This is a genomic window from Oxalobacter formigenes (assembly GCF_002127965.1).
GTDB lineage: Bacteria > Pseudomonadota > Gammaproteobacteria > Burkholderiales > Burkholderiaceae_D > Oxalobacter > Oxalobacter formigenes.
Genome location: NZ_CP018787.1, coordinates 913422 through 931916, shown reverse-complemented (window position 1 = coordinate 931916; position 18495 = coordinate 913422). Strand labels below are relative to the sequence as shown.

Genomic DNA, 18495 nt, shown 5'->3' with positions numbered 1-18495 from the left:
GAACGAAATGAGACAGAAACGAGTCAGCCTGACACAACACCTGATCGAGGAAAACCGCCGTTACGGCACGGTTCCTGAAGAACTGCGCCTGCTTCTGGAAGTGGTTGCACGGGCCTGCAAAACCATCGGCCATTCTGTTGGAAAAGGCGCGCTGGGCAACATTTTGGGCAGCAACGAAACAGAAAACGTTCAGGGTGAAGTCCAGAAAAAACTGGACATTCTGAGTAACGAAATCCTGCTTGAATCCAATGAATGGGGTGGCCATCTTTCCGCCATGGCTTCCGAGGAGATGGAAACCATTCATCCGATATCCAAGACCTACCCCCACGGCAGTTACCTGCTTCTGTTCGATCCGCTGGACGGATCGAGCAATATCGACGTGAACGTGTCCATCGGCACCATCTTTTCCGTGCTGAAAATGCCGGAAGACAAGACCGATGCCGATGAAAAGGATTTCCTGCAACCGGGTCGCCAGCAAATCGCGGCCGGCTATGCACTTTACGGTCCGCAAACCCTGCTGGTATTGACGACAGGCCGTGGCGTTCATTGCTTCACGCTTGACCGTGAAATGGGTTCATGGGTACTGACACAGGCCAACATGCGCATTCCTGAAGACACCAGCGAATATGCCATTAATGCATCGAATGCCCGTCGCTGGTTCCCACCGGTCAAACGCTACTTTGAAGAAATGCAGACCGGCAAGGGAGGCCCGTTGAAAAAAGATTTCAATATGCGCTGGGTTGCCTCGATGGTCACCGACATGCACCGGATACTGAACCGCGGCGGCATCTTCATGTACCCTGCCGACGAACGCAACATCGAACAGGGCGGCCGCATCCGTCTGCTTTATGAAGCCAATCCAATGGCATTCATCGTCGAGCAGGCAGGCGGCGCTGCGACAAACGGGCTGATCCCGATGCTAGACGTCGTTCCTGAAAAACTGCATCAGCGTGTTCCGGTATTTTTAGGCTCCAAAAACGAAGTCGATCGCATCACCCGTTACCACAAGGAAACGCGATAAAACTTTTATTCTCCGGACACCGCATCGTATGCAATTTGCGGTGTCCGTTTCATTTTTACCGCTCGTTGTTTTCCGAATTCCCTTTGTCACTTTTCAGGCCTTACCATGCATTAGTGCTGAAAATTTCAGACAATCCCGTCATGAAATCAGGCTAATAGCCGCCTTTCAATTCCCCTTCGCCCATAAAACGGCTAGAATTTCTCCTTATGCAAAAATTCCCCCAATGCGTCAAGGTTTTTGGGGACAGGAAAACGGACATGATCACTTTTCAACAAATCATTTTTACGCTTCAACAATACTGGAGCCAGCAAGGCTGCGCCCTGCTTCAACCATACGATATGGAAGTCGGTGCAGGCACTTCGCATACCGCGACTTTCCTGCGTGCCATCGGCCCGGAACCCTGGAGAGCGGCCTACGTCCAGCCATCCCGGCGTCCGAAAGACGGCCGCTATGGTGAAAATCCGAACCGCATGCAGCACTATTACCAGTTTCAGGTCGTTTTGAAACCGGCTCCGGAAGACATTCTTGATCTGTATCTTGGATCACTTGCGGCACTGGGTCTCGATCTGAAGCAAAATGATGTCCGTTTCGTTGAAGATGACTGGGAAAACCCGACTCTGGGCGCATGGGGCCTTGGCTGGGAAGTCTGGTTAAACGGCATGGAAGTGACCCAGTTCACCTATTTCCAGCAAGTCGGAGGCATCGACTGCAAGCCGATCCTCGGTGAAATCACCTACGGTCTGGAACGTCTCGCCATGTACCTGCAGGGTGTTGAGAATGTTTACGATCTTGTCTGGACAGAATGGACTGACCGTGGTGTCAAAAAATACCTGACCTACGGCGACGTTTACCATCAAAACGAAGTGGAACAATCCGCCTTCAACTTCGAACAGGCCAATGTGCCTTTCCTGTTCACCCTGTTCGGCAATTATGAAACCGAAGCGAAACGGCTGATCGAAGAAAAATTGACATTGCCTGCTTACGAAAACATTCTCAAAGCGGCACATACGTTCAATCTGCTCGATGCACGCGGTGCCCTGTCCGTCACGGAACGAGCAGCGTACATCGGCCGTATCCGTACCCTGTCGCGCATGGTCGCACAAGGCTATTATGAATCGCGTGAAGCACTTGGCTTCCCGATGTGCGGCGATCACCGGAAAATCGCCTGATCGGAAAAACAGGCCGGACATTGAACTGTACTGAATGAATCATTGAGCGGAAAAATCCGCCAGAAAAAAGCAAAAGGCTTTAACATGAACCAGACCCTGCTCGTTGAAATCCTGACTGAAGAATTGCCTCCAAAGGCATTGATGAAACTGGCTGACTCGTTTGCCTCGACCATCGAAAGCAGTCTCAAACAGGAAGATTTTTTAAACGACACGTCCAAAACAACTATTTACGCAACGCCCAGACGTCTTGCCGTTACCATTACCGACGTTCGTGACGTATCGCCGGACAAAACGGTTCGACAAAAAGTATTGCCAGTCAATGTTGCACTGGATGCCGACGGCAATCCGACCGCTCCCCTGAAAAAGAAACTGGCTGCATTGAACATTCCGGATATCGACATCAGCAAGCTGGAAAAAGCGCCGGACGGCAAAAACGAAAGTTTCTTCTATACCTACACGGCAGCCGGATTGCCACTGGCAAGTGCCTTGCAAAAAGCGGTCGAAAAAGCGGCCCATGACCTGCCCGTTCCGAAAATGATGACTTACCAGCGACCGGATGGTGAAACGGTCGAATTTGTCCGTCCGGTTCATGAATTCATCGCCATGCACGGCGAAAATGTCTTGCCGATCACTCTTTTGGGTCTTTCAGCTGGTCGCATCACTCACGGACACCGTTTCCTTTCAGATGGGGATATCGGCATTCTGGCGGCAGACTATTATGCCGTCACACTTGAAACACGCGGCAAAGTCATCCCCGGCTTTCAATCCCGGAAAGAACGCATCCGCGCGATGCTGAACGAAAAAGCCAAAGGTGACAAAGTCCTGATGCCTGAATCGCTTCTCGATGAAGTCACCGCACTGGTTGAATGGCCTATCGTTTATGAGTGCAACTTTGAGGACACTTTCCTTGAAGTCCCACAGGAATGCCTGATCCTGACCATGCAAACCAACCAGAAATATTTTGCCCTGACAGACGCATCCGGTCGTTTGCGCTCGCGTTTTCTGATCGTTTCCAATATGGAAACCAATACCCCGCAGCGCATCATCAGCGGCAACGAACGCGTCGTTCGTCCCCGTCTGTCGGACGCCCGTTTCTTCTTCGAGCAGGATAAAAAGAAAAAACTGGAAGACCGCCTGCCCGGATTGGCGAACGTCGTTTATCACAACAAGCTCGGCACACTGGCACAGCGCATGGCACGAGTCAGACTGCTTTCCGTATTCATTGCCGAAAAACTTGGGTACGACAAACAGCTTGCCGATCGAGGTGCCCAGCTGGCCAAAGCCGACCTGTTGACTGAAATGGTCGGCGAATTCCCGGAACTGCAAGGCATCATGGGAACATACTACGCCCGTCACGACGGAGAACCCGAAGAAGTCGCCCTGGCAGCACAGGAACATTACATGCCCCGTTTTGCAGGTGATGTCCTGCCGACAACGGCAACCGGAACAGTCATCGCATTGGCCGACAAGATGGAAACACTGGTCGGTATCTGGGGAATCGGCCTCCAGCCGACCGGCGACAGGGACCCATTCGCCCTGCGCCGCCACGCCCTCGGCTTCCTGCGCATCCTCATCGAGAAAAAACTGCCTCTCTCCCTGCGTGAGGTACTTGCCGAAACAGTCAGTATTCTCTCGACTAACGCTACCATGAAAGATCCGACTGAAGGCGTTATCGCTTTCTTCATGGATCGGCTGCGCGGGCTGTTGCGAGACCGCGGTTACACACCGGATGAAATCGAAGCCGTCCTGTCGCAAAACCCGGACCGTTTCGATAATCTGATCGAACGGCTCGATGCCGTCCGCGCTTTCGCTGAAATGCCTGAAGCAGCCTCGCTGGCCGCTGCCAACAAACGCATTACCAATATTCTCAAGAAATCCGATGTCAATACCGGACAGGTTCAGCCAGACGTACTGGTCGAAGACAGCGAAAAGAAACTGTTTACCGACATGACGGCAGTCAAACCGCAGGCCGATCAGAAATTTGCAGCCGGCGATTATACTGGTACACTGAAAACGATGGCTCAACTGCACGATGACGTCGATGCCTTTTTCACCAACGTCATGGTTATGGCAGACGATCAGAAACTGCGAAACAACCGCATCGCACTACTGAAACAATTGCACACCATGATGAATCAGGTAGCCGACATATCCAAACTGGCGTCTTAATTCAGGGATTAGTTTATGAAACTCATTATTCTGGACCGCGATGGTGTGATTAATGAAGATTCCGATTCGTTCATCAAGACACCGGATGAATGGATTGCCCTGCCCGGTTCTCTGGAAGCGATTGCCCGCCTGACCAAGGCCGGTTATAAAGTCGTTGTCGCAACAAACCAGTCCGGCCTTGGCCGCGGTTATTTCGACATCATGACCTTGAACGCCATCCACCAGAAGATGCAGGCTGCCGTCAAGGCGGCCGGTGGAATGATCGAAGCCATTTTTTTCTGTCCTCATACCGCGAGCGACAATTGTGATTGCCGGAAACCGCGGCAAGGCATGTTCAGTTCCATTTCGGAACGCTACGAAACCAAACTGGACGAGGTTCCTTCCGTCGGCGATTCCCTGCGCGATCTGCAGGCTGCCTTTCTTGCAGGTTGCACCCCTATTCTGGTTCTTTCCGGCAAAGGAAAGCAAACGCTTGAAAACGGGGGGCTCCCTCCCAAAACAGTCATATTCGACAATCTTGCTGCAGTCGCGGATCATTTGCTGACCCGGGAAGTGAAAACGGTTGAGGCCAGAGATAAAACTTCTCAGGAAACATCGTGAAATACTGCAACAAAACTGAAAGCGAAGTCCTGAACCGTCGGAGAGAAGTCATTGAGTAAAACAAGTCTCTTTTTGCGATCCCTCTGTTTCGGGATAGTCCAGGTGGTATTCACCCCGATCTGGGCCTGTGTCTGTTTCCTCACCATCTGGCTGCCCTTCCCATTGCGCTACTATATCGCCACGCGCTGGAATGTCATCACGATCTGGTTTGCCAAAATCATATGTGGTATCGACTACCAGATAATCGGAAAGGAAAACCTGCCTGACGTTCCGAGTATCCTTTTATCCAAACACCAATCCGCCTGGGAAACCATTTTCCTGATATCCGTTGCACCCAAACCCCTTTCCTTCGTCCTGAAAAAAGAACTGTTGTATATTCCTTTCTTCGGCTGGGCACTCGCTCTCATGCGTAATATCCCGATCGACAGAAGCCAGGGAGTATCCGCCATCAGGCAACTGGTCAGAAAAGGAAGCCAGCGTTTGAAAGACGGGCAATGGGTAGTCATCTTTCCCGAAGGAACCCGTACTGCCGTCGGCAAAAAGGGAAAATATCTGAACGGAGGTTCAAGACTGGCCATGGAGTCCAGAGCACCCGTCGTGCCCATTGCACTGAATGCCGGAGAATGCTGGCCCAGAAATTCATTCATCAAAAAACCTGGCATGATTACCGTTTCCATCGGCAAGGCTATTTCTCCCGAAGGCCTGACGGCGGATGAACTGATGAAAGAAGTCGAAAGCTGGATTGAAAGCGAAATGCACCGGATATCGCCGGATATCTACCCACCAAACGAGTCATAAACCCGAAACTGCTGATCTGTCGTATGCAAAAGGATTTGTTCGATCGTTTCCTGACTAGAATATTCGGCGAAAAATCGCCCGAATCGAAAAAAAATCCGTCACACCCATTCGGCAAAACACGAGATGGTCAAAACAACGGCGATCTCGCAAAAACCATATCCTTAAATGGAAGAACAATCGCCTATACACTTCGACGGTCGTCTCGCCGCTCTATCGGTTTTCTGGTCAATGAAACAGGATTGCGGGTCACTGCCCCTAAAAGAAGCAGCCTGTATTCCATTGAAAACGCCATCATGGACAAACAGAAATGGATTCTTTCCAAACTGGATTTCTACCACTTCAACCACTCTTCTGAAACGGTCCCGATTGAATGGACAAATGGGGCCCTTCTGCCCTTTCTTGGCGACAAACTGTCTCTTCAAATAATCAACGGAACAACAGGAAAAACATTTTTCAACATTGAAAACGGCAAACTGCTCATTTACCATCCAGACAGCGGAAAGCCTTTCGATTCACCACTCAAAAACTGGCTTGTGCAGCAAGCCGGAGCGATCCTTGCAAAACGGCTTGAACTTCAGGCCGAACGCATGAATATTCCCTTTGGTGCATTCAGTCTTTCCAATGCCCGAACAAGATGGGGTTCCTGTACAGCCAGACGTCACATCAGGCTGAACTGGAGACTTGTCCATTGCGATATCTCTCTCATTGACTACGTCGCCATACATGAGCTGGCGCATTGCCTTGAAATGAATCACAGCCAGCGATTCTGGAACATCGTGGCAACGTATTACCCCGACTATAAACACGCGCGAAAACAACTGCATCTTCAGTCACCCACACTATTTTCACTTTTTGACAAACGCGAAAATCAGGCTGATTGAAAATAAAAGTATGAGGCAAAACCGTTTACAAAAACCACTTATCTTTTACAATAAAAACTGCAAGAAATTCATTACCGGACAAAAACAGGAGATATCATGCGCTTTCTTCATACGATGCTGCGAGTTGGCGACCTCAATCGTTCCATCGACTTCTATACCAATACAATGGGCATGAAATTGCTCAGGACGAAAGACAACCCGGAATATAAATATACGCTTGCTTACCTCGGCTATGAAAGCAATCCCGAACAGGCTGAACTGGAATTGACCTACAACTACGGTGTATCCGAATACGAAATGGGTACGGCATACGGACACATCGCCCTTTCATCAGACGATATCGTTGCGACTTGCAATCGTATTCGTGAAAAGGGAGGAAAAATTACCCGCGAACCGGGTCCTGTCAAAGGAGGCACCACCGTTATCGCTTTTGTGGAAGATCCCGATGGCTACAAAATTGAATTGATCCAGGAAAACAATTAATGAATTCCGGCAGACTCAATCATCTAAAAACAATATAGTCCAACATCGTAAAAGCCACTTATAACGATTTCGAAAGGAAAAAACAGGAAAACCTGAATGAACAGCTCATTCAGGAAAAGACTGCCGGTTTCTACTTGTCTTTCAAAGTATCGGACAGTTCTTTCAGCAAATGGGACAAATCAGCCGTTTCACAGCCATCCATCAGAATTTTATAAAAGATGGCAATGATCGCGCTCTTTTTATCCGGACTCATTCCGATTTTCTCTTCGGAATCCCATTTTTCCACCACCTGAGCGGCAGCCGTCAATTTCGCAGTATTAACGGAACCGGAAATATCGTTTTCAGCTCCTGTTCTTTTAACACGATAATGTTCAGCATTTTGATAAGCGGCGATACCTGCCGTTTCTCCATGAGCCAAAACCAGATAATGTTCAGGTATTTCAAAAACTTTACGTATTCCACCGATTCCATATTGCTCTTCGTAACGCCAGCCTTCTTTAGCCGCTCTGGACAAAATACTCGATTTGGTCGTTGGCAAGCCAGGCAGACGCATTCGTGCAATCTCAGCAGCTGTGAATAAAATTTTCATAGAAATAGTTGTCTCTAATGAACAAAACGATCAATACACTTACAAAACACTTCACAACAGTCAAAAAATCAGATAGACTCAAAACATATTGATTCTATTGAATAATAGAAAAATAAAAACAGGTCTTTACAATACACTTCGATACACTTAAAATATGTTTGGTTCCGTGTTTATCAAACATATTTGATTTTTTAGCATTCGACTTTAAGGGGACAAACAAGTCGAACGTAACTTGGCCTGATAATTTCAGGTCAAGTTACATTTTTTAATAATAAATAATTTTGTGCCATCGTTGCATGTCAACTGGCAAAATTATTCCGTTCTCATTCCCTTCAAACTATTTTATCTATCGAGATACTGGAGAATAACATTCTTCAAGGCTAACACAGCTTAAAAACTTGGCATAGCTTTAAGCAAAAAAAGTCATTGGATTATAAAGTAACTTTCCAAAAGTCCGATACAAAAAACGATGAATTTAGTCATTAAAGGTCTAAATACATCATTAAAGACCATATTCATTCCACTTTAATGCTAATTCAGACGGTCAAACTCCGGATTTTCGGGATAAATAGTCGTTAATGACTGAAAATTATCTATAAATGTATCCCATTAAGGTAAACAATACAAATTCAATTCTGAACGAGTCTTGAAACATTTTTTATTTTCAATCCACCAGACTCATCCAATACAAAATAAAAAGACCTTTTCATAACCAAGACCACATTTCAGTTTTTTTCCCAATTCCGAATAAGTACACATCATTACTTTATCTGATCATTATCAAAATGACATCTTTTAAATTGTCGAAAATAAACTTATTTTCAGACAGCAAAGGAGATGATCAATGAAAAGCGGGCATGAAAGTTACAAACAACGCTATGAAAAACATACCAGCAAACCGGATAAATACGATCCGAACAATCTGCTGACAGGTATGATAAAAAAGCTTAATCTGAAAAATGATGCCGCCCTGTCGCGTGCACTGGAAGTGGCACCACCTGTGATCAGCAAGATTCGCCACGGCCGTTTACCCGTGGGAGCGTCCTTGCTCATTCGTATGCAGGAAATCAGTGATCTTTCCATCAAGGAATTACGCGACATGATGGGAGATCGGAGAACCAAGTTCCGCATCAGTGATAAACAGTTCAAGCCCAAAAATGAAAAAAAGATGAAAATAGCTGAACCGACCCAGGCATGACAGCCGTTCTTTTGACCGAAAAGTCAATCCGGCCACAAATTCAATACAAAAGAGAAATGAACCCTTTAAAATTGCCAGCGTTCCATTGACCGAAGGCGAATGAAAAGATATCATCATGCACTCTGCTGTGATTTAATAAAAATTCCAGTACGGAGATGTGGCCGAGAGGTCGAAGGCACTCCCCTGCTAAGGGAGCATACGGGCCAAAACTCGTATCAAGGGTTCGAATCCCTTCATCTCCGCCAGAATTCATTTTAGTAGTAAGAGAAAGCAACGAACCCGTCATCTCTCATGGATGTGACGGGTTTTTTGTTTTTCTTTTCACAAAGACGGCAAACTTCCCGCAGTCAATCCCGTTTTCTACCAGATGCGTCAATAGCAGTTCTCTTTTTCAGACTCATCCCTTTTTTCTTGAAAAAAAACAATTCAACCGGAGTGAATCGGTCTGAACAACGGAACTAATACATCCTCATTCCACTCCCTAACAATACATTCGAACAACCGTTAACAAGGGAAAAACTATGGCTGATTCATCGTCAGGTCAAACGGGTAACAATCAGACGGGTACGGCTGCCAACGCCAAAAAACAGTTGGGCGTTCTGGCCATGACACTTCTTGTCGTCAGTGCCATGTTCGGCGGAGGTGTGTTTAATATTCCACAAAACATGGCGCAATCAGCCGCGTTAGGTGCCATTCTCATCGCATGGGGCGTCACCATTTCGGGTATTTTCTTTCTGGCAAGAACATTTCAGGTACTGGCCGATGTCCGTCCTGACATGACATCGGGAATATACATGTATTCCCGAGCCGGATTCGGCAAACTCGTCGGCTTTCTGATCGCATGGGGATACTGGATGTCCACCGCATTCGGTAATGTCGGTTATGCTGTCCTGCTGATGGATGCCCTGAATTATTTCTTTCCGCCATACTTCAAAGGTGGAAACACATGGGAAGCTGTGCTTCTGGCCTCAGTCATCATCTGGACCCTGAGTCTCTTCGTCATGCGGGGCATCACAGGTGCCACGATATTGAACAATATCGGTACCTTTGCCAAATTCGTCCCGATCATCCTGTTCATTCTTATTACCGGATACTTCTGTTTCAGAGGCAATCTCTTCGGGACAGACTTCTGGGGCAATGTATCCAGCCATGCCCTGGCCGACAAACCTCTCGGCGACGTTTTCGGACAAATCAAAAGCACCATGCTGGTGACCTTGTGGATGTACATCGGTATTGAAGGCGCCGTCGTGATGTCTGACAAGGCTTCGCCTCGAACCGTCAGCCGAGCAACCATTCTGGGTTTTCTGACAGTGTCAATCATGTACGTCATCGTGTCCGTGCTGCCCTTCGGTTTTCTGTCCCAGGGAGAACTGTCCGTTATGGCACCTCCCTCGACTGCCGCCATTTTGAAACAACTGGTCGGTACATGGGGTGAAGTCGTCATCAATCTCGGCGTCATCATCGCTCTTCTGTCGTCATGGCTTGTCTGGACATTGCTTGTAGCGCAGCTGCCATGGGCTTGCGCCAGGGACGGTACCTTCCCGAAAATTTTCGGCAAAACCAACAAAAACGGCATTGCGTCCATCTCACTGTGGGTTTCCACCGTGATCATGCAGCTTGCCATGTTGCTGGTGTATTTCTCGAACAATGCCTGGAACGTCATGCTTTCCATTACGGGCGTCGTTCTTTTGCCTGCCTATATCGGTTCTGCCGGATATTTATGGAAGCTGATCGGTACAAAACAATACCCTGCAAAAGCGAAGTACAGCGCAAAAATGGCTCTTCTCGTCAGTGTGATTGCGACATTCTATGGCTTGTGGCTCGTGTATTCGGCCGGTCTGCAATATCTGCTCGTCGGCACTTTCGTCTATGCCGTAGGACTGATCGTGTTTATCTGGGCACGTAAAGAAAACGCGCCAAACGAACCTGTCTTTACGAAGATCGAGATTTTCATAGCGCTTGCGCTCGTCGTCCTGTCGATCATAGCCATCTGGATGCTTTTTACCGGAGCGCTTCCGACCGTTTACAAACCCTGACCTGACAAACCGGGCTGGAATTCAATCTGTCTATCAACACCTGAATATAACTAACCAAGTTTATGGAGCGACAATGAACACACCACAAAAACCGATCAAAAAAACCTTTCTCGCCGGAAAATGGATGCCTTCCGATCAGGAAACCCTGAATGCATGGATGAAAAAAACCATGGACAAGGAAGCGGCCAGTACCCGTCCTTTGTCGCCGACACTTGAAAATTTCAAAAATTTCATCGAAAGCAACCCGAAAGCGTATATGTTTTTCACGCAGATGTTCAATCAGGTTCCGGCGAATGAAACAAAATCTCCATCAGGTTTGCCACAGGTTCGTGATTACAACCACATGTTGCGCCTGTTCAATGTCATGATGACACATGCACCGGAGTATAACGATACCGGTCTGGTCGGCTGTCCTTTCAACGCCGTTCTGGACTGGTCCATGGCAACAACTGGCGGCTGGGCAGCTTTTCTGACCGACGAGATCAATGCCCATTTGAAAGCCATCCTGAATGAATGGGCTGTTTATCTTTCTTCTCCGGAAAGTACAGCCGTCCTGTCAGACGATCCGAAAAATGGCTGGTTTGGTGCAGATGCAAAAAAGGCCATGCCCAAATTTGCAGAAGAATTCCAGTGTGATCCATCCAAACCTCACTATGGATTCACCTCCTGGGACGATTTCTTTACGCGCCCATTCCGTGACGGCGTGCGACCGGTTGCCGAACCTGACAATACAGCCGTTATCGTCAATGCCTGTGAATCGGCTCCATACCGAATTGCCCATAACGTCCAGTTAAGAGACAAATTCTGGCTCAAGGCACAACCTTACGCTCTCCAGTTCATGATGGATAACGATCCGCTCGCCGAGCAATTTGTCGGGGGCACGATCTATCAGGCATTTCTTTCCGCACTGAGTTATCACCGCTGGCATTCCCCTGTCTCGGGTACTGTCGTCAAGACCAGGCTGATTGAAGGTACTTATTATTCCGAAACGCTCTCGGAAGGAAGCGATCCTGCCGGCCCGAACGATTCTCAAGGCTACATTGCCGAAGTCGCGACACGCGCCCTGATCTTTATCGAGGCGGACGATCCGGCTATCGGACTCATGTGTTTCATGGCAGTCGGTATGGCTGAAGTATCCACCTGTGATGTACACGTCTATGAAGGCCAGCACCTCACAAAAGGACAACAGACCGGTATGTTCCATTTCGGGGGATCGACTCACTGTCTGTTCTTCCGCCCGGGCGTCAATCTTGAATTTGACCTGCACGGCCAGACACCTGGACTGGACAGTTCGAACATCCCGATCAATGCACGTATTGCAACGGTCAAATCCGGCAAAGCCTGATCGAAAACCCGAACAGCCCGTTTTTGATCAAAAACGGGCTGTTTTTTTATTCGTCTTTTTTACCGGATAAACCGGCACGTCCGGTCGTCATCATCTTCATTCCTCCTTCAAGACTTTTGACGTCGAAACCGTTCTGCTTCAAAATACGCGAAGCGAAATAACTGTTCTTGCCGAGAGCACAGACCGTAACAACCGGTTTGTCGCGATCAAGACGATCGAGATGATTGCGCAACGCCGGCATGGGAATATTGATGCCCCCCGCAACCGGATCGGCATCAGCCATCGCCTTGGCTCGAACATCGATAATCTGGGCATCCGGATTGTCTGGCAATTCAGAAATGGTATCGACCAGCCCGTCACGCTTATTCGTGGCCGCGAACCCCGCAATATTGACGATATCCTTTGCCGAACCGAATGGCGGAGCGTATGCCAGTTCAAGATGAACCAGATCGTCAATCGTCATTTGCGCCGCGATTGCCGTCGCCATCACATCCAGCCGTTTGTCCACCCCCTCCTGACCGGCGGCCTGCGCCCCGAGCAACACATCCGTATCCCTGTCCCAGAAAACAGTCAATACCAATGGTTTGGCACCGGGATAATAACCGGCATGATGAAAATCGTTGACCGTCACCATTCCGTAAGAACGTCCGTTCTTCTCAAGTGCGTTTTCTGACCAGCCGACTGTTCCGGCAGTCGTCCCGAAAACACGAACGATAGCGGTGCCGAGCGAACCGGGATAAGGCCGTGCTTTTTCACCCAGAAAAATATGGTCTGCCGCGACACGTCCCTGGCGGTTGGCTGGACCTCCCAATGGCACAGCCGTCCGCTCGTTAGAGAGGCGATGAGCCGTTTCGACCACGTCACCGGCAGCATAAATATCCGCATCGGACGTCTGCATGAAATCATTCACGACAATATGGCCGTTCTTGCCCAGAACCAGATGTGCTTCACGTGCAAGGCGGCTTTCAGGTTCGACACCGACTGACAAAACGACAAAATCCGCCTTCAGAACGGTTCCCGATTCGAGAAAACACTCCAATATCGAATTCCTGTTTTCATATCGTACGACACGGTCATTCAAATGCAGGACGATCCCATGCTGTACCAGTTCATTCTCAAGCAGCTTCGCCATTCTCTTGCCCAATTGCGGCAAAACCTGAGGACCATACTGGACTACTTCAACGGATAAGCCTTTGCGATGAAGCTGCTCCGCCATTTCCAGACCGATAAACCCGGCCCCGACAACAACAGCTCGTTTTCCTGCTTTCGCAACCTCGCTAATCCTGTCCATATCAGCCAGATTGCGAAGCGTCAGAATTTTTTCATGATGAATACCGGGCACATCAGGAATACGGGGTGAAGCGCCGGGTGCAAGCATCAGTTTGTCGTAATCAAGCCATTCATCCTCTCCGGAAATGATGTTTTTCACATAAACCTGTTTTTTTTCCCGATCAATCCTGATCGCTTCCGTATGCGTTTTAACATCCAGATTCAGCAAAGCCTTCAATGTCTCAGGTGTTTGCACAGACAATGCACCACGTGTTTGAATCTCTCCACCAATGTAATAGGGCAATCCACAATTGGCAAAAGATACGTCCTTTCCCCGTTCGACAAGGATAATTCTGGCATGCTCATTCAAACGGCGAACACGTGCAGCAAAGGACGCCCCGGCTGCCACACCACCAATAACCACGATCTGTTTCGGTTCCATAAAATATTCTTTCATCAAATAGACTGATCGGATGACATTTATTATATTAAAACATATTATATAAAAATATAGAATATATTCAAAAAACAAACCCGCCTGTTCTTTCGAAACCGGCAGGTTTTATTTTTACATCAGACTGTCCAATTGCACGCCTTTTTCATCAGAGATCGAACAGCTTGAAAAGGGCATACACAAAACCCGCACCGACAAGCATCGTAACGACAACCATAATCATGTAAATCTTGCGAGCGCCCGGCGGAACAACCGCCGCACAGCCTGCCGACATATATTCCTGATCGGGTGAAAATTCCTCTTCAGCGGGGCCGTTGATAATGGGGTTGCCGCCCACTATCGGATTCGGCATTCCGGATGAATCGATATTGACAATAGGACTGGCGTTAATAATCGGGTTGTCAATGGCTCCTGAAACCCTGGCATCAACCTGTGCATTGACTTCCGGGGATTTGTCTGTAGTTGGCATGGACATTGGCATACTCTTTAAAAGGAAAAAAGATCGAAACAGGATATATTGGAAAATAACCCACTGTTTTTATTATACTAAAACATAATCGATTCGCCCGAATATTATGATGTTCATTTGAAAAATGAATTTATCATTTCCTGACACATTCTGTTACCTAAATTTTCATCGGTCCGTCATACCGGTCGCCGCTTTTTAAAGTATCATTACAGGTGTAAAAAATGAACTTGCCGGATAATTCAGTTTCTTTTTCCTGCAAGGATAGCCATATGAAACCTTCAAACCCGTTTCATTCCCAGAGGATGATAATGAAAAAATTACAATTTGGACTTTTACTGTGTATGGGTCTGTTAGCCTCAGCCTGTACCACCAATATCAATCCTGACACCTATTCTGTCGGCTCCACCCAGAGAGCCCAGAGAAGTGTTTCCGGCGTGATCGTCGGAGCCCGTCCTGTCAATGTACAAGGCACCAGTCAAACCGGAACACTTATCGGAGCTGCAGCCGGCGGCGTTGCAGGTTCTGCCATCGGCGGCAGCTCGAGAGCCAACATTCTCGGCGCAATCGGCGGCGCCGTGCTTGGTGGTATCGCCGGCAATATGGTTGAAAAAGGCATTACAAACCAGACTGGCGTCGAATACACTGTCAGAACCAATAACGGTGAAACCATCACTCTGGTTCAGGGAACGTCCCCGACGTTCGCTGTCGGACAAAAAGTCCTGATCGTTTATGGCAAGGAAGCAAGGATTATCGCCGATACAGCTCAATAATAAAAAGGCCCTTACGGGCCTTTTTATTTACAGAAACCGGTCCATCCAACTGTCAAAACCGCAAAGTAAAAATGAATCAGACAAGTCTTTTTACTACGGATCTTTTCTCTGTTGTTCGTTCCGCGATCAACATACCCGGACAGAATTCACAATACAAAACCGGCCAACATGATTTTGGTACTCTTTTCTGTCAGATTTTTCCTGAAGACATTATTTTTTTCGCTCTGAAATGCATTTCATTGTCCAGAGACATGAAATTATGTGAAACCGGGCTGTAAATCTTACCTGCTCCCTGCCTAAAAAACCCCAGCTGTGTTACTGTTAGAGCCTCTAGGCTAACAGAACACTTATCTATAACAAGCAGATCAAGTGATGCAGCGAAGAATTTAATAAAATTGTCACATTCAAGTGCCATTTTCTTGAAATCCGGCAAAGTTTAACTCTGCAGCAAGCCGATAATAAAAAACATATCTTCATCGATCACTGGCACGATGATTTTTATCCGACGCCTGACAACCAGAACTGAATATGCACGACAGCGTTATCACCTTTATTTCCGACCTTGCCGTCATCATGATCGTGGCAGGTTTCGTCACGATTATCTTTCACCGTTTGAAACAACCTGTCGTTTTGGGCTACATCGTCGCAGGCATACTGATCGGCCCGCATACGCCTCCGTTTGAACTGATCAGGGATGAACATACCATCAAGGTTCTTGCAGAACTGGGCGTCATTTTCCTGATGTTTTCCCTTGGGCTCGAATTTTCCATACGAAAACTGTTAAAGGTTGGCGCAACCGCCCTGATCGCAGCAGTACTTGAAATCGTCGTCATGATCTGGCTCGGCTACCAGATCGGCCTCTGGCTTGGCTGGAACAATAACCTTGACGCCCTCTTTCTCGGAGCCATTCTCGCCATCTCGTCGACAACCATTATCGTCAAGGCCTTGAATGACCTGAAAATGAAACATGAGCGCTTTGCCCAGTTGATATTCGGTGTCCTGATCGTCGAGGACATTCTGGGCATTGGCCTGATCGCCCTGCTCTCCGGCGTAGCCATCTCCGGCAGCGTCAGCGGAAGCGACGTTTTCTTCACGATTTCCAAATTGTCGCTTTTCATGATTGTCGCCTTGCTGGTCGGTATCCTTCTGGTCCCCCGACTTCTTGCTTACGTCGCCCGATTCCGTAGCAATGAAATGATGCTGGTCACGGTACTGGGGCTTTGCTTCGGATTTTGCCTTCTGGTCGTGAAACTCGAATACAGCATGGTACTGGGTGCATTCATTATCGGTGCCATCATAGCCGAGGCCAAGGAACTTCACTGGATAGAAAAATTGATTGAACCCGTCCGCGACATGTTTTCAGCCATCTTTTTCGTCGCAGTCGGCTTGCTGTTAGACCCGAAAATCATGATTGAATATGCCATTCCGATCCTGATCATCGCCGGAGCCGTCATTCTCGGAAAGGTCACAAGTTGTACCATCGGCGCGTTAATTGCCGGAAACGACGGTCGCACATCACTGAAAGTTGGTATGGGACTTTCCCAGATCGGTGAATTCTCGTTCATCATCGCTGCCTTGGGCATGTCATATAAAGTGACGAGCGACTTTTTGTATCCTATCGCCGTAGCCGTTTCTGCCATTACAACGCTGACGACGCCTTACCTGATCAGGGCAGCAGACCCGGTTGCTCGCCAAATAGGCAAAATGATTCCACAACCGGTAGCCCGTATTGCCGGTTTATATGGAGAATGGCTCAACCATCTTCATCCTCAAGGGACAAACGCTGTCATCTGGAACATGATCAAGCGCATTCTGACCCAGATTGGCATCAATATGGCCATTGTCATCGCCATATTTTTATGCAGCACCTATCTGGCGGTCAATCTTCAAAGCAGTTTCCTTTCCCACTGGATCGGTGATATCGACTGGCGCAAATCCCTTATCTGGGGAACGACACTGGTCATTTCATTGCCGTTTTTGATAGCCGCTTTCAGGAAATTCAAGGCACTCTCCATGATGCTGGCTGAAATGAGTGTCCGTGAAAGCATTACTGGACGACATACGCAACAGGTTCGCCGTATCATCAGTGAAACTCTCCCGTTGCTTTTTCTGACAGTCACCATGTTGCTCTTGTCCGCTCTATCCGCGGGTATTCTGCCAAAACGGGAAGCGTTGATACTGGTTATTTTATCCATCGTTGCCATCGTTTTTCTGCTCAGGAGCTGGTTCGTTCGTATTCATTCCCGCCTGCAAATCGCACTTTACGAAACGCTCGATCATGAAGACCGCGACCAGCATGAAAAGAATGAAACAGATGAATGAGCGGGACATCTGACCCCTGTCACACCTTTTCAAGCCGTTTTGCAGCGAATAGAACCTTGAGCAGGCGCAAGAAGACGCTTTATTGAGGAAAAGAAAAATTGACTCAACGGCCTCTTACGGGCTAAACTGACTCGATCTTTCGTTAAAAACGGATAAAATGCTGTTTTTTGTTCAGGCATCCCATTTCAAACAGTTCATTTACCGATAAATCATGTCACAAGACGATCTGAAGCTTTCTGTCGCGCGCGCGGCTATACAATACATTCCGGAAGGAAAGATTATCGGCGTTGGAACAGGTTCCACCGCCAATTTTTTTATCGATGAACTGGCCAGAATCAAAAATCGCATCGTCGGAGCGGTTGCCTCCTCCAGGGCAACAGCTGACCGTCTCGCCTCACACGGCATTAAAGTATTCGATTTGAACGACATCACGGAACCACTCCCTGTCTATATCGATGGCGCAGACGAAATCACAGCCAAAGGGGCCATGATCAAAGGGGGCGGCGGTGCATTGACACGCGAAAAAATCATCGCATCGGCTTCCGAAAAATTCATTTGTATTGCCGATGAATCGAAACTGGTCGATATACTGGGAAAATTTCCCCTGCCTGTCGAAGTCATTCCAATGGCATCACAACTGATCGCCAGAAAACTCGCCGTATTCGGGGGCAAACCGGTATTGCGCATGAAAGAAGGCAAACCATTTGTAACCGATAACGGAAATGTCATTCTGGATGTATCGGGTCTCCAGATAAAAGACCCGGCAAATCTGGAAGAAAAAATCAACAATATTGTCGGAGTCGTTACTGTCGGACTCTTCGCCCGCACTGGTGCAAACCTGTGTCTGATGGGTTGCTCCGACGGAGTGAAAACACTCGCCTTTCAATAATAAAAACAGCTTGAATATCAACCAGTTAACACG

The 18495-nt window shown here is 48.0% G+C and carries 16 protein-coding genes and 1 tRNA gene; 14 read left to right on the top strand and 3 right to left on the bottom strand.

Translation table 11 applies throughout. The features are described from left to right. Positions 1–7 precede the first annotated feature (7 nt). The 7 genes from BRW83_RS04445 to gloA all read left to right on the top strand — a co-directional run bounded on the left by BRW83_RS04445 (position 8) and on the right by gloA (position 7121). Positions 8–1021: a class 1 fructose-bisphosphatase gene (locus tag BRW83_RS04445; RefSeq protein ID WP_005881206.1), complete on the top strand. Its 1014-nt coding sequence runs from the start codon at positions 8–10 to the stop codon at positions 1019–1021. A gap of 257 nt (positions 1022–1278) precedes the next feature. After that, positions 1279–2190, top strand: coding sequence for a glycine--tRNA ligase subunit alpha (gene glyQ, locus BRW83_RS04440; protein ID WP_005881208.1), 912 nt, complete (start codon positions 1279–1281; stop codon positions 2188–2190). Positions 2191–2274: 84 nt separating this feature from the next. Next, positions 2275–4359, top strand: coding sequence for a glycine--tRNA ligase subunit beta (gene glyS / locus BRW83_RS04435; protein ID WP_005881210.1), 2085 nt, complete (start codon positions 2275–2277; stop codon positions 4357–4359). Between the two features lie 15 nt (positions 4360–4374). Next, on the top strand, positions 4375–4959 hold the full coding sequence (gene gmhB, locus BRW83_RS04430) for a D-glycero-beta-D-manno-heptose 1,7-bisphosphate 7-phosphatase (RefSeq protein ID WP_005881211.1): 585 nt from the start codon (positions 4375–4377) through the stop codon (positions 4957–4959). 51 nt (positions 4960–5010) lie between these two features. Beyond that, positions 5011–5757, top strand: coding sequence for a lysophospholipid acyltransferase family protein (locus BRW83_RS04425; RefSeq protein ID WP_005881213.1), 747 nt, complete (start codon positions 5011–5013; stop codon positions 5755–5757). Between the two features lie 23 nt (positions 5758–5780). Next, the gene (locus BRW83_RS04420; protein ID WP_005881216.1) at positions 5781–6638 is read left to right on the top strand and encodes a M48 family metallopeptidase; all 858 of its coding nucleotides are present in this window, start codon (positions 5781–5783) and stop codon (positions 6636–6638) included. Between the two features lie 96 nt (positions 6639–6734). Beyond that, on the top strand, positions 6735–7121 hold the full coding sequence (gloA, locus tag BRW83_RS04415; RefSeq protein WP_005881218.1) for a lactoylglutathione lyase: 387 nt from the start codon (positions 6735–6737) through the stop codon (positions 7119–7121). A gap of 130 nt (positions 7122–7251) precedes the next feature. Here the strand turns inward: gloA and BRW83_RS04410 are convergent, their stop codons facing one another. Then, the gene (locus tag BRW83_RS04410) at positions 7252–7674 is read right to left on the bottom strand and encodes a MerR family transcriptional regulator (RefSeq protein WP_231284499.1); all 423 of its coding nucleotides are present in this window, start codon (positions 7672–7674) and stop codon (positions 7252–7254) included. A gap of 880 nt (positions 7675–8554) precedes the next feature. Here BRW83_RS04410 and BRW83_RS04405 point away from each other — a divergent pair. The 4 genes from BRW83_RS04405 to BRW83_RS04390 all read left to right on the top strand — a co-directional run bounded on the left by BRW83_RS04405 (position 8555) and on the right by BRW83_RS04390 (position 12289). Further along, complete coding sequence (locus BRW83_RS04405; RefSeq protein WP_005881222.1) at positions 8555–8908, top strand: hypothetical protein; 354 nt, start codon at positions 8555–8557, stop codon at positions 8906–8908. A 151-nt stretch (positions 8909–9059) separates the two neighbouring features. After that, positions 9060–9153, top strand: a tRNA-Ser gene (locus BRW83_RS04400). A gap of 276 nt (positions 9154–9429) precedes the next feature. Further along, positions 9430–10944: a basic amino acid/polyamine antiporter gene (locus tag BRW83_RS04395; RefSeq protein WP_005881224.1), complete on the top strand. Its 1515-nt coding sequence runs from the start codon at positions 9430–9432 to the stop codon at positions 10942–10944. A gap of 73 nt (positions 10945–11017) precedes the next feature. Next, entirely contained in the window at positions 11018–12289 is a 1272-nt protein-coding gene (locus BRW83_RS04390; RefSeq protein WP_036603055.1) for a phosphatidylserine decarboxylase family protein, read from the top strand. A 46-nt stretch (positions 12290–12335) separates the two neighbouring features. On the opposite strand, the gene BRW83_RS04385 is transcribed toward BRW83_RS04390, so the two are convergent. Continuing rightward, positions 12336–14000 carry an FAD-dependent oxidoreductase gene (locus BRW83_RS04385; protein WP_050757738.1) on the bottom strand — a complete coding sequence of 555 codons (1665 nt, stop codon included), beginning with the start codon at positions 13998–14000 and terminating at the stop codon, positions 12336–12338. A gap of 160 nt (positions 14001–14160) precedes the next feature. Continuing rightward, positions 14161–14487 (bottom strand): hypothetical protein, encoded by a 327-nt coding sequence (locus BRW83_RS04380; protein ID WP_145814995.1) that lies wholly within the window; start codon positions 14485–14487, stop codon positions 14161–14163. 335 nt (positions 14488–14822) lie between these two features. On the opposite strand from BRW83_RS04380, the gene BRW83_RS04375 reads away from it, so the two are divergent. From BRW83_RS04375 to rpiA, 3 genes are all read left to right on the top strand, one after another. After that, a complete protein-coding gene (locus tag BRW83_RS04375; protein WP_036603911.1) occupies positions 14823–15251 on the top strand; it encodes an outer membrane lipoprotein in 429 nt (142 codons plus the stop codon). 528 nt (positions 15252–15779) lie between these two features. Beyond that, complete coding sequence (locus BRW83_RS04365; protein WP_005881234.1) at positions 15780–17573, top strand: cation:proton antiporter; 1794 nt, start codon at positions 15780–15782, stop codon at positions 17571–17573. A gap of 211 nt (positions 17574–17784) precedes the next feature. Then, positions 17785–18462, top strand: a complete 678-nt coding sequence (gene rpiA, locus BRW83_RS04360) for a ribose-5-phosphate isomerase RpiA (RefSeq protein ID WP_005881236.1) — start codon at positions 17785–17787, stop codon at positions 18460–18462. The last annotated feature ends 33 nt before the right edge of the window (positions 18463–18495 follow it).

What these genes read in the sequence shown, in the direction of transcription:
- glyQ (WP_005881208.1), top strand. Translation starts at nt 1,279, where the DNA reads ATGATCACTTTTCAACAAATCATTTTTACGCTTCAACAATACTGGAGC.
- BRW83_RS04445 (WP_005881206.1), top strand. Translation starts at nt 8, where the DNA reads ATGAGACAGAAACGAGTCAGCCTGACACAACACCTGATCGAGGAAAAC.
- BRW83_RS04375 (WP_036603911.1), top strand. Translation starts at nt 14,823, where the DNA reads ATGGGTCTGTTAGCCTCAGCCTGTACCACCAATATCAATCCTGACACC.
- BRW83_RS04385 (WP_050757738.1), bottom strand. Translation starts at nt 14,000, where the DNA reads ATGGAACCGAAACAGATCGTGGTTATTGGTGGTGTGGCAGCCGGGGCG.
- glyS (WP_005881210.1), top strand. Translation starts at nt 2,275, where the DNA reads ATGAACCAGACCCTGCTCGTTGAAATCCTGACTGAAGAATTGCCTCCA.
- BRW83_RS04395 (WP_005881224.1), top strand. Translation starts at nt 9,430, where the DNA reads ATGGCTGATTCATCGTCAGGTCAAACGGGTAACAATCAGACGGGTACG.
- BRW83_RS04405 (WP_005881222.1), top strand. Translation starts at nt 8,555, where the DNA reads ATGAAAAGCGGGCATGAAAGTTACAAACAACGCTATGAAAAACATACC.
- BRW83_RS04410 (WP_231284499.1), bottom strand. Translation starts at nt 7,674, where the DNA reads ATGCGTCTGCCTGGCTTGCCAACGACCAAATCGAGTATTTTGTCCAGA.
- BRW83_RS04380 (WP_145814995.1), bottom strand. Translation starts at nt 14,487, where the DNA reads ATGTCCATGCCAACTACAGACAAATCCCCGGAAGTCAATGCACAGGTT.
- gmhB (WP_005881211.1), top strand. Translation starts at nt 4,375, where the DNA reads ATGAAACTCATTATTCTGGACCGCGATGGTGTGATTAATGAAGATTCC.
- rpiA (WP_005881236.1), top strand. Translation starts at nt 17,785, where the DNA reads ATGTCACAAGACGATCTGAAGCTTTCTGTCGCGCGCGCGGCTATACAA.
- BRW83_RS04390 (WP_036603055.1), top strand. Translation starts at nt 11,018, where the DNA reads ATGAACACACCACAAAAACCGATCAAAAAAACCTTTCTCGCCGGAAAA.
- BRW83_RS04420 (WP_005881216.1), top strand. Translation starts at nt 5,781, where the DNA reads ATGCAAAAGGATTTGTTCGATCGTTTCCTGACTAGAATATTCGGCGAA.
- BRW83_RS04365 (WP_005881234.1), top strand. Translation starts at nt 15,780, where the DNA reads ATGCACGACAGCGTTATCACCTTTATTTCCGACCTTGCCGTCATCATG.
- gloA (WP_005881218.1), top strand. Translation starts at nt 6,735, where the DNA reads ATGCGCTTTCTTCATACGATGCTGCGAGTTGGCGACCTCAATCGTTCC.